General features: G+C 41.7%; 10 protein-coding genes. 5 read left to right on the forward strand and 5 right to left on the reverse strand.

The features are described from left to right. Positions 1-99: 99 nt before the first annotated feature. Positions 100-810 (reverse strand): gliding motility-associated C-terminal domain-containing protein, encoded by a 711-nt coding sequence (locus EXN75_RS12775; protein ID WP_134844108.1) that lies wholly within the window; start codon positions 808-810, stop codon positions 100-102. Positions 811-961: 151 nt separating this feature from the next. Here EXN75_RS12775 and EXN75_RS12780 point away from each other — a divergent pair, with 151 nt between their 5' ends. The 4 genes from EXN75_RS12780 to EXN75_RS12795 all read left to right on the forward strand — a co-directional run bounded on the left by EXN75_RS12780 (position 962) and on the right by EXN75_RS12795 (position 5328). Next, a complete protein-coding gene (locus EXN75_RS12780; protein ID WP_118115650.1) occupies positions 962-2326 on the forward strand; it encodes a LysM peptidoglycan-binding domain-containing protein in 1365 nt (454 codons plus the stop codon). A gap of 24 nt (positions 2327-2350) precedes the next feature. After that, entirely contained in the window at positions 2351-3112 is a 762-nt protein-coding gene (locus EXN75_RS12785) for a porin family protein (protein WP_134844109.1), read from the forward strand. A gap of 15 nt (positions 3113-3127) precedes the next feature. Further along, positions 3128-4504 (forward strand): MFS transporter, encoded by a 1377-nt coding sequence (locus tag EXN75_RS12790; RefSeq protein ID WP_134844110.1) that lies wholly within the window; start codon positions 3128-3130, stop codon positions 4502-4504. Between the two features lie 149 nt (positions 4505-4653). After that, complete coding sequence (locus EXN75_RS12795; RefSeq protein WP_134844111.1) at positions 4654-5328, forward strand: hypothetical protein; 675 nt, start codon at positions 4654-4656, stop codon at positions 5326-5328. A 105-nt stretch (positions 5329-5433) separates the two neighbouring features. Here the strand turns inward: EXN75_RS12795 and EXN75_RS12800 are convergent, their stop codons facing one another. Continuing rightward, positions 5434-6309, reverse strand: a complete 876-nt coding sequence (locus EXN75_RS12800; RefSeq protein ID WP_022111689.1) for a sigma-70 family RNA polymerase sigma factor — start codon at positions 6307-6309, stop codon at positions 5434-5436. A 344-nt stretch (positions 6310-6653) separates the two neighbouring features. On the opposite strand from EXN75_RS12800, the gene EXN75_RS12805 reads away from it, so the two are divergent. Continuing rightward, entirely contained in the window at positions 6654-8168 is a 1515-nt protein-coding gene (locus EXN75_RS12805) for a peptide MFS transporter (protein ID WP_134844112.1), read from the forward strand. A gap of 78 nt (positions 8169-8246) precedes the next feature. Here EXN75_RS12805 and aroC read toward each other — a convergent pair whose 3' ends face one another. From aroC to EXN75_RS12820, 3 genes are all read right to left on the reverse strand, one after another. Continuing rightward, positions 8247-9362, reverse strand: coding sequence for a chorismate synthase (aroC, locus tag EXN75_RS12810; protein ID WP_134844113.1), 1116 nt, complete (start codon positions 9360-9362; stop codon positions 8247-8249). Between the two features lie 64 nt (positions 9363-9426). Then, complete coding sequence (locus EXN75_RS12815; RefSeq protein ID WP_134844114.1) at positions 9427-10038, reverse strand: FKBP-type peptidyl-prolyl cis-trans isomerase; 612 nt, start codon at positions 10036-10038, stop codon at positions 9427-9429. A gap of 155 nt (positions 10039-10193) precedes the next feature. Continuing rightward, positions 10194-10469: a hypothetical protein gene (locus EXN75_RS12820; protein WP_022111685.1), complete on the reverse strand. Its 276-nt coding sequence runs from the start codon at positions 10467-10469 to the stop codon at positions 10194-10196. Between the last annotated feature and the right edge of the window lie 329 nt (positions 10470-10798).

Below are 10798 nucleotides of genomic sequence, written 5' to 3' on the forward strand. Positions count from 1 at the left end.
TCTCTTCTTGAAATACTTCTTTTTTATGGAAATACGACTTTTTTTATGGAAATACGACTTGAATGATTTCCTTTCTTTCTAATCCTGTTGCTCTCGGGTTTATTCCGTGGCCGTAGAACCAGATTCGATGTAGCCCCTCAACAGGTTGACATCCTTTTTGATGTTGTAGGTCTTGCCATCGGCTCCTTTTGCCTTGACCAGGCAGAAATAGACACCATCTTTCACAGGCTTACCCTTATAGGTGCCATCCCAACCGCCTGCAGGGTCATTCCACTCATAAAGTTTCTGTCCCCAGCGATTGAAGATATATGCATGAAACTCGGTCAGACTCTGGTATCCGTCTTTCGCCTTGTAGATATCATTAATACCATCGCCGTTTGGTGAGAAGGCATTAGGCATCTGCAAGAAACTTTCAGAGATGGTAAGAGTGAGAGGAGAATCCTCATTGTTCTGTTCGATAACCTGTCCATCTTTCGTGAATTTGGCATAGAGGATGATGCGGTGCAGACCTGACTGATTAAATTCAAGATCTGTATTTTCTTCATACCTTATTATATATGGTTCCGTATCGCTGTCGTGATAGATATGCCACTCATAGTAGGGTGTCCATCCAGAAATGTCTGTTGGGTTTGCCTTGAAAGTTGCCTTGATAGGAGCGGAACCTGAATAGGATGCGTCCTCATTAGTCTCACCATCACTGGTTGTATAGGTGACTGATGGGGCTATAGATGGTGCATCGTCTGCAAAACTGGTTGTTGCCATGGCAAAAAACACCATCAATAATAATATGAAATTCGTCTTTATTTTCATGTCTTTATGTAAATTTCTGCAAAGATAGCGCAATTTTCTGAATTAGAGTATGGTTGAATGAGAGTTTTTTTGTATTTTTGCAAATGAAATTATAAAATTAAGCAAAAGAAATCATAATTTTGTGGATTAATAACATAAATCAACGAAAAAAATGAAACAAAAAATGAGATACATCTTGTTGGGCATAGGATTGATTATTTTCAATGCCTCTGCGTTCTGCCAGACTACTAAATGGCGTGACATTTATACGGTGAAGAAAAAAGATACGATTTTCGGTATTGCCAATAAGTATGGACTGAGTCTGCCTGAACTGATGGAAGCTAACCCGGAAATGAAGAAGGAAGGATATATGCTCCAGAAGGGTGCAACCATCTTTATTCCTTTCGAGAAGAATACTGCTACTACGGCTGGTGCTGCTCAGACTAATGTGGCTCAGAAGCAGGTGGCTCCTCAGAAGAAAGCCAATACGGTGAATGTGGGTGTGATGCTTCCTCTTCATGATGTAGATGGTGACGGCAAGCGTATGGTGGAGTTCTATCGTGGCATTCTGATGGCTTGCGAAAAGTTGAAGCAGCAAGGTATCTCTACGAATATTCATGCCTGGAATGTGCCTATTGATGCGGATATTCGTACTACTTTAGTACAGGAAGGTGCCAATCAGTGTGATCTTATCTTTGGTCCGCTTTATACCAAACAGGTGGCTTCATTGGCTGATTTCTGCAAGACCTATGGCATCAAGATGGTGATTCCTTTTTCTATCAATGGTGACCAGGTGGATCGCTGCAAGGAAATCTTCCAGGTTTATCAGTCTCCGGAATCGCTCAATGATGCAAGCATCAAGGCTTTCCTAAACCGTTTTAAGAATGTACATCCTATCTTTGTGGATTGCAATGACAGTACTTCACGTAAAGGTAACTTTACTTTTGGTCTCCGCAAGGAACTGGAGAAGAGAAAGATTACTTATAGTGTGACCAACGTTAACTCTTCATTGGAATATTTTGCCAAGGCGTTTGTTCCTTCCAAACAAAATGTAGTGATACTCAATACGGGACGTTCGCCACAACTGACTCAGGTTTTGAATAAGTTGGATGAGTTTACCGCCAAGTATCCTGGTGCTGACATCTCCCTCTATGGTTATACCGAGTGGTTGATGTATGCCAAGTACAATCTCGACCGCTTCTATAAATATGATACTTATATCCCTTCCACATTCTATTATAATGCAAATTCTGCTAAGACGATAGATTTGGAGAGTAAATACAATACCTGGTTCCATCAACCTATGCAGATAGCAATGCCGCGATTTGCCATTACGGGTTATGATCAGGCGATGTTCTTCATTCAGGGTGTCAATAAGTATGGCAAGAATTTCACAGGGCAGATGACGCAGGTAAATTATACTCCTGTGCAGACTCCTCTGCATTTTGTCAAGACTTCAAAGGGTGGTTACCGTAATCAGATATTACAGTTGATCCATTATACATTCAATCGTCAGATAGAGGCGGTAACCTATTAAATGTGACATATTAAAGATAAGTAAATGAAAGCAATTAAGATATTGGTGATGTTTCTGATGCTGGGCGGTATGACAGCAAAGGCTCAGATCGGAGAACATCGCAATGACTTCTCTATAGGTGTAAATGGTGGTTACTTGATGAGTAGCGTGGGCTTTACTCCCAGTATTCCTCAAAGCCAACATGGAGGACTGACCGGTGGTTTCTCTTTCAGATATGTTTGCGAGAAATATTTCAAGAGTATCTGCTCTGTCTATGGTGAGGTGAATTTCTCTCAGGCAGGATGGAAGGAGAAAATTCTGGATATCGAAAATGCACCGGTCATCATCACCAATACGGGTGAACCGATGGCATACGAGCGTACTATCAGTTATGTTCAGGTTCCCATCTTTGCACATTTAGCATGGGGTAGAGAAACACGTGGACTGAATGTCTTCGTTAACGCGGGTCCTCAGTTCGGATTCTATCTCAGTGAATCTACGAAGACCAACTTCGATCCGAAACACCTGCCAGCTACGGATAATGACAGGGTGAACAACATTATGGCGCAGGATACGATGGCTGTGGAGAATAAGTTTGACTATGGTATAGCTTTAGGCTTAGGTGCAGAATATAGTATCCCGAAGGTAGGACATTTCCTGGCTGAGGCTCGTTATTACTATGGATTGGGCAACATCTATGGCTCTTCCAAGAAGGATTTCTTTGGAAAAAGTAATTTCGGTCAGATTGTGTTCAAAGTATCATATCTTTTTGATATCGTAAAAACCAAGGATGTAAAGAGAAAATAATAAATATATAGATTAATGACAACTACAGAAAAATTTCAACAGAAATTGAGCGACTCTAAGTCTGCTCGCTGGTCAGCCTTACTGATCGTGGCTATCACCATGATGTTTGGCTACTTTTTTACAGACGTAATGTCACCATTGGAGCCGCTTTTGACAGCTGCTAAAGAGGATGGTGGCTTAGGACTCGGATGGACATCAGATGAATATGGATTCTTTTCTGGTTCATATGGATTCTTCAATGTGTTTCTTCTGCTCCTATTCTTTGGTGGTATTATCTTGGATAAGTTTGGCATCCGTTTTACTGGTGTGATTGCTACATTATTGATGTTTGCTGGTGCGTTGGTAAAATGGTATGCGGTTAGCAATCAGTTTACGGGTACTATCGCTGTGCCTTTCTTTGGTGAATATCAGACCCAAGTGGTACTTGCTTCTACTGGTTTTGCTATTTTCGGTGTAGGTAGTGAGATTTGTGGAGTTACAGTAACCAAGATACTTGCTAAGTGGTTTACTGGTCACGAAATGGCTTTGGCGATGGGTGTGCAGGTTGCTTTGGCTCGTCTGGGTACAGCTGCAGCCTTGAGTGCTTCTCTTCCGTTTGCCAAGATGATGGGTAGCGTTTCTGCTTCTGTAGGCTTAGGTCTTGCCTTGCTTTGTGCCGGTATCATGGTTTATCTTGTTTATTGCGTGATGGATAAGAAGGAAGATGCATCTGTTGCTGCTGTTGAAACGGAACCGGAAGAGGGATTCAAGTTCTCTGATTTGGCTGGTTTGGTGAAGACTACAGGTTTCTGGTATGTCGCAGTGCTCTGCCTCATGTTCTATGCAGGTGTGTTCCCATTCCTGAAGTTTGCTACCAAGTTGATGATTTTCAAGTATGGAGTAAGTGAAGATGTAGCTGGCTTTATTCCAGCTATGCTGCCTTATGGTACTATTATCCTGACTCCACTTTTTGGTAGTATATATGATAAATATGGTAAAGGTGCAACCTTGATGCTTATCGGCAGTTGTCTCTTGACCTTGGTTCATATCGTATTTGCTTTGCCAATGGATTCATACGTGGTGGCTATCATCATGATGCTTGTCTTAGGTATTGCTTTCGGATTGGTTCCGTCTGCCATGTGGCCATCCGTACCTAAGATTATTCCGATGAAATTCTTAGGTTCTGCTTATGCTCTTATCTTCTATATTCAGAATATCGGCTTGGCTCTTGTTCCAGTTTGGATTGGTAAGGTTAATCAGGTTAACACGGCGGCTAATGGCGTGATAGACTATACGGAGACAATGACTATCTTTGCCGGTTTCGGTGTAGTGGCTATCTTGATTTCCATTCTTCTTATGCTGGAAGATAAGCGCAAGGGATATGGCTTGCAGAAGCCTAATATCAAGAAATAATTTTTCTCTGATAAGGTCTGCTGATTTTCTGATGCATTTTTTCAGAAATTATATTTGAATGATATTGAGTACTAAATAATTATAAACCCGGATGTTCTCTCATCCTATTGGTGGGATGAGGAACATCTATAAAAAAGAAAGGACTAACCATGAACACGACACCTGAAGCTCTTATAAAAGAGTATGCTGACCCGATAGAGCAGCAAGAGATAGACAAGTTCGTCTGTGCAGAAATGGGAAGACAGATTCACCGATATATCAAAGGTATGTCGGGTACTAAAACTGCCATGCTCAAGTTTGAGGAACGCTTGGCAAGTTTGACCTTGCCGGAGAAAGAAAAGGCGATAGCCAAGTATATTGACTTGAATAGAAAGGCGCTGGATGGCCTTGATTTGAAGATGATACTGGTTCGCTCTGTAGCTAACTATTGTGATACATTCCAATATATGTTGGAATTTGTCAATGACAAGCGCAAGATGATTTTCTATTATCTTCGCCTCAAAGAGAAGTATATCCAGTATCATGAGGTATTTGAGCAGAATGGTAAGTTTGGTATGAAGAATCATACGGGTGAGATTATGCTTTCGCCTCAGTATGACTTCCTCCGTACTTGCTATATTTACAATGACGACTTGAGCATGATGCCTGTAATAGCAGAAAAGAATGGCAAGATGGGGTTGGTTTATCCTGATGGTAATGATACCATTGTTGCAGACTTCCTCTATGATGAGATTTGTTTACGCGATGAATATCCTTATTTTGAAGCTGTCAAGGATGGTATGTCTGGACTGATAGATAAGGATGGAAATTTCATCCAGCATTAATTTTCATCCAGCATTAAGGCAAGACTTGATGAAGTAAAAGGAACCCTTTTTAGTTAATAGAGAAATATAAAAAAGCTTGGCAAATAAATTTTGCCAAGCTTTTTTTTATCCTAAGTATTTCATGAGAATTTTTATCTTTCCACTGTCGCGAAGCTTCAGAATACTTTTTTCGCGAATCTGACGTACACGTTCACGGGTGAGATTGAACTCGCTTCCGATTTCTTCCAAGCCTTTCTCATGGCATCCGATGCCATAGCAATAGCAGAGAATATCACGCTCACGAGGTTTGAGAACAGCGTCAAGTACGCGCTTCAACTCACTGCTCATTGACTCGAAATCCACCTGCTTGTCTGTACGTGTATCATCACCTGATGCCATCACGTCAACCATCGCATTGTCATCATCCTCGCCACCGAATGGAGCATCGATACTCATGTGGTGATTGTCAGCCTTGATGGTCTGGTCAATCTTAGTTTCCTCCATGTTGGTTATCTTACTCAATTCTGAAACGGATGGCTTGCGCTGATGCTCTTGTTCAAACTTACTAATCTCTGCCTGGATTTTACTCAAAGCACCTACCTGGTTGAGTGGCAGACGAACAATACGGCTCTGCTCTGCAATAGCCTGAAGGATGCTCTGGCGAATCCACCAAACTGCGTATGAGATAAACTTAAAACCGCGAGTCTCATCAAATTTCTCAGCAGCCTTTACAAGTCCGATATTTCCCTCATCAATCAAGTCGGTGAGCGAAAGGCCCTGATGCTGGTACTGTTTTGCTACAGAAACCACGAAGCGGAGGTTGGCTTTCACCAATTTATCTTTAGCACGCTCACCCTCGCGACCGCCTTTGCGAATCTTCTGTGCGAGTTCGATCTCCTCATCAATAGAGACCATAGGTTCACGACCAATCTCCACCAAGTACTTATCAAGTGCTTCACTGGAACGGTTGGTTATACTCTTGCTAATCTTAAGTTGTCTCATAAATATTTATCTTTTTACCTGTATTTAATTGTCTATTAAATTATCTGTTTTATTATCGCTGAAACCGATATTACCTGTTTCGGGGTGCAAAATTACAAAAAAAACTGCAACTTCTTTGTCATATAAACCGAAAAAGTTTGATTTTATTGTGTATCTTTTTGGATATTTTTATTTTTTATCTGGCAGATAATTAGTAAAAGAATTGGAAATGTGCCTAAGTTGTTACATGATTTTACAACAAAAGTGAGGTAAAATTGATGAAAATAGTGCATATTGTTTGTATATTCAAAGATTTTCCGTATCTTTGCAAGCTGAAAAACAAGTGAAAAAATAAATAAATTATTATGTTTGAGAATCAACCTAAAGGTCTTTGGACCTTAGCTTTGGCGAATACGGGTGAGCGTTTCGGCTATTATACGATGCTTGCTGTCTTCGCTCTGTTTTTGGGTGAGAACTTCGGCTTTGATGCAGGAACAGCATCGGAGATTTATACATGGTTCCTCACCGCAGTGTATTTCTTGCCTCTTTTTGGCGGTATGGCGGCTGATAAGTGGGGGTATAACAAGATGGTTATCATCGGTATCCTCATTATGTTCTTAGGCTATTTCTTCCTTGCTATACCTTTGGGTGGAGGAGCTGTGGCTGTGGCTGCTATGGGAGCAGCGCTGTTGCTTGTAAGTTTGGGTACAGGTTTCTTTAAGGGTAACCTCCAGGTGATGGTCGGCGACCTTTACAATGACCCAAAGTATTCTCAGCATCGCGACTCTGGCTTTTCGCTCTTCTATATGGCTATCAACATTGGTGCCTTGTTTGCTCCTACGGCAGCAACCACCATCATGGCTTGGGCGCAGAATGATCTCGGTTACTCCAAGGCAGACTCTTATCATTTCGCTTTTGCGGTGGCTTGTGTGTCTGTCATCGTTTCCATCTTGATTTACTTCTTGGGTAAGAAGACTTATCAGCAAGTGTTGACTTCTGACAAGAAAAAGGGTGGCGAGAAGACGGAGGAAGTTGAGGAGATGAGCCCTGCTGAGACCAAGGAGCGCATCATTTGCCTCAGTCTGGTATTCGCTGTGGTTATCTTCTTCTGGATGGCTTTCCATCAGAATGGTTTGACCTTGACTTGGTTTGCCGATGAGTTTACTGCTCGTGAGGCTACTGGTATTACAGGTATGGAATTCAATGTATTGAACCTTGTTTGGTGCATCTTTATGGTGTTTGGTATCTGCGGTTTGTTGACTGCTCCTAAGGATGCAACAGGTAAGAGCAAATTGACTAATCTTGCGCTCATCGTGATTCCTGCAGCTATCTTAGTTTATACTTATATGCAGCACGGCAATGATACAGTGGCTATCGATGCTCCTATCTTCCAGCAGTTCAATCCATGCTTCGTAGTGGCTTTAACCCCAGTGAGCATTGCTCTCTTTGGATGGTTGGGTAGTATTGGCAAGGAACCTAAGGCTCCTGTTAAGATTGGATTGGGTATGCTTGTAGCTGCTGTCGCTTATCTCTTGATGACTGTTTCAAGTATTGGACTCCCAGCAACTGATCACCCTAATCATGTGGCTAATGTGTCTCCAAATTTGCTTGTCAGCACCTATCTCATCTTGACTTTTGCTGAGTTGCTTCTTTCGCCTATTGGTATTTCTTTTGTATCTAAGGTAGCACCTCCTAAGTATAAGGGTATGATTATGGGTGGCTGGTTTGTTGCTACCGCTTTTGGTAATAAGTTGGTTTCTATTCCTGGACATATGTGGGATATGCCATTACCTGTAGTATGGGGTACCTTGATGGTTATCTGTCTGCTTGCAGCTCTCTTCATCTTCTCTATTATCAAGAAGTTGAATCGTGTAAGTTAAAGGTAAAAAGGTAAAAAGGTAAAAAAGTGAAAATGGCATGTTGCTATTTACTTTTTTACCTTTTTACCTTTTTACCTTTTAAAGTTTTATCGTTTTATTCAAAAGATAATTGTCGAGGATGACCATAGCTGCCATTGCTTCGACAACAGGTACTGCACGAGGCAGGACACATGGATCATGACGACCACGGGCTTTCAGTAGGGTAGGATTGCCCTCCAGATCTACTGTATGCTGTTCTGTCAAGATCGTAGCTACGGGTTTGAATGCTATGCGGAAATAGATGTCCTGACCATTGCTGATACCACCTTGGATGCCTCCGCTATGGTTGGTTGTCGTAGTAACATCCTGTCCGTCAGTAGGAGTAATGGCCTGATGAGTTGTACCTTCCTTGGCAGGAATAAATACATCGTTCTGTTCGCTGCCACGAGTGGTGACTCCTTCAAATCCTTCTCCATACTCAAATCCCTTGACGGCATTGATACCCAACATGGCTGCACCCAACTGCGCATGCAATTTATCGAATTCCGGTTCACCCAAACCAACAGGACAACCCTTGATAACACATGCAATAACTCCTCCAATGGTATCACCTTCAGATTTTACCTTGGCGATGAGATCTTCCATCTGTTTAGCTTTTTCCTGATCAGGGCAACGTACGATATTGTCTTCGATAGTTGTAAGATCATACTTCCGGTAGTCTCTATCAAGGGCAATATTGCCAACCTGAGATGTGTATGCGGTGACGCTGATGCCGAGTTGACGCAGTGCCAATTTAGCAAGAGCTCCTCCTACACATCTGGCGATGGTGATACGGGCAGAAGAACGACCTCCGCCGCGATGGTCGCGGATGCCATATTTCTCATGATAAGTATAGTCTGCATGAGAAGGACGGAACAGACAACGCATGTTCTCATAGTCCTGTGAATGCTGGTTGGTGTTTCTTACCTCGAATCCGATAGGTGTTCCTGTGGATTTACCCTCGAAAACGCCACTGAGAAACTCCACTTTGTCAGCTTCGTTTCTGGAAGTTGTAATATGACTTTGTCCTGGTCGGCGACGATTCAGTTCACTCTGAATGAAATCCATATCAATTTCGATGCCAGCAGGGAAGCCGTCAATTACACCGCCTACAGCTATACCATGGCTTTCGCCAAAAGTGGTAAGCGTGAAGAGATTGCCAAAAGTATTTCTCATAAAATTATGGGTTTATTGTCATGAAAAAAATGGGGCATGAAAGCCCCATCTTCATATTGTATGATTATTTATTGCAGTCACAACCGCCCTCGCAGTTGTCACCTTCGCAATTTCCATCCTTGCAGTCGCCACCGCAGTTCTCGCAGCTACCGCCGCAACCCTGTTGACCTTCACCGCTCAGGAGCTTAGCCATGTGTGCAACCTCTTCTGCAGTAGCCTCGCGGTTTTCCAAAACCTCACCACAGAAGTTGAGCTTCTTGCCTGACAATGGGTGGTTGAGGTCGATCTTAACCTTGTCCTCAGAGATAGCTAATACAAGACCTAAGAAACGGTTACCATCCTCGTTCTGAAGAGGAATTACTGCACCAACCTGTACATGCTGAGCATCAAACTGACCGTTGATAGTGAAGATTTGCTTGTCGAGTTCGATGACACGCTCGTCGAAATGATCACCATAAGCCTGGTCTGGAGTCAATTCGAAGTCAAACTCAGCACCTTTCTCGAGGTTGACTACCTGCTCCTCGAATGAAGGGAGAGTAGCACCCATACCGCTTACGAAGATGAAAGGACGCTCGTCAGCAGTCTTCTCAAGCAATTCTTCGTTACCATCGTCACCTTTTGTTGTGTCATAGAGTGAGTATGACAAAACGATAAATTTGTTTTTTGTTTCTTCCATTTTATTTATTTTTTATTTTATTATAGTCACTTTTTACCATTTATTTTTTTTGCTAACAATTTTGGATCTTTGATTTTTACTGTGGTTTCTTTATTGATAATTTAGAAGATTACCCCAGTATATGAAAAGTCCAAAAGGACAAAGAACCAAATGGTTTATTTCTTGGTTCTTTTTCTTTTCTGAACTCCTTTTACCATTTCCATGCGCTCCAGATAAATAGGGCGCCATTTGTCAATGATGTCTTGCAAGCTCTTGCTTTGTTGCGCGAGTTGTCCATATTCCTCAGAATCCAACAGATTTTCCTTCTTAAGTTCAAGCATGCGAGCTAAGAGATGTTTCTGGTGTTCTTCCGCAGCTTTGAGTTGGTTTCCTAACTTTTCCAGACTCTCCATGAAAGCAAGCGCTTTGTCTATATGATTTTGTTCTTCCATATATCTTATTCTACATGATTATATATATAGGTGTTTGCACATTGACTGCAAAGGTACAATAAAAAATCGACAATCGGCAAAGAATGTGAAAGAAATTATTCCACTTTGCTATATTTCCCCTTTATATTCTTGATTACATACTGTTTGTCTTGTCCTAGAAAAAGTTGACACAGTATAAATCAACTTAAAAATAATAAATATGGACAAAGACAAAATGGATTTAGCGTTGAGCATAGCTCGCAGTTATTATCAGTATCATGTACCAGTTAGAGAAATTATGGCAAAAATGTCAATTAGCAGTACTTCAGTTTACAGAATTCTTGGTAACT

The sequence above is a fragment of the Segatella hominis genome (assembly GCF_004535825.1).
Classification (GTDB): Bacteria; Bacteroidota; Bacteroidia; order Bacteroidales; family Bacteroidaceae; genus Prevotella; species Prevotella hominis.

What these genes read in the sequence shown, in the direction of transcription:
- EXN75_RS12775 (WP_134844108.1), bottom strand. Translation starts at nt 810, where the DNA reads ATGAAAATAAAGACGAATTTCATATTATTATTGATGGTGTTTTTTGCC.
- EXN75_RS12780 (WP_118115650.1), top strand. Translation starts at nt 962, where the DNA reads ATGAAACAAAAAATGAGATACATCTTGTTGGGCATAGGATTGATTATT.
- EXN75_RS12785 (WP_134844109.1), top strand. Translation starts at nt 2,351, where the DNA reads ATGAAAGCAATTAAGATATTGGTGATGTTTCTGATGCTGGGCGGTATG.
- EXN75_RS12790 (WP_134844110.1), top strand. Translation starts at nt 3,128, where the DNA reads ATGACAACTACAGAAAAATTTCAACAGAAATTGAGCGACTCTAAGTCT.
- EXN75_RS12795 (WP_134844111.1), top strand. Translation starts at nt 4,654, where the DNA reads ATGAACACGACACCTGAAGCTCTTATAAAAGAGTATGCTGACCCGATA.
- EXN75_RS12800 (WP_022111689.1), bottom strand. Translation starts at nt 6,309, where the DNA reads ATGAGACAACTTAAGATTAGCAAGAGTATAACCAACCGTTCCAGTGAA.
- EXN75_RS12805 (WP_134844112.1), top strand. Translation starts at nt 6,654, where the DNA reads ATGTTTGAGAATCAACCTAAAGGTCTTTGGACCTTAGCTTTGGCGAAT.
- aroC (WP_134844113.1), bottom strand. Translation starts at nt 9,362, where the DNA reads ATGAGAAATACTTTTGGCAATCTCTTCACGCTTACCACTTTTGGCGAA.
- EXN75_RS12815 (WP_134844114.1), bottom strand. Translation starts at nt 10,038, where the DNA reads ATGGAAGAAACAAAAAACAAATTTATCGTTTTGTCATACTCACTCTAT.
- EXN75_RS12820 (WP_022111685.1), bottom strand. Translation starts at nt 10,469, where the DNA reads ATGGAAGAACAAAATCATATAGACAAAGCGCTTGCTTTCATGGAGAGT.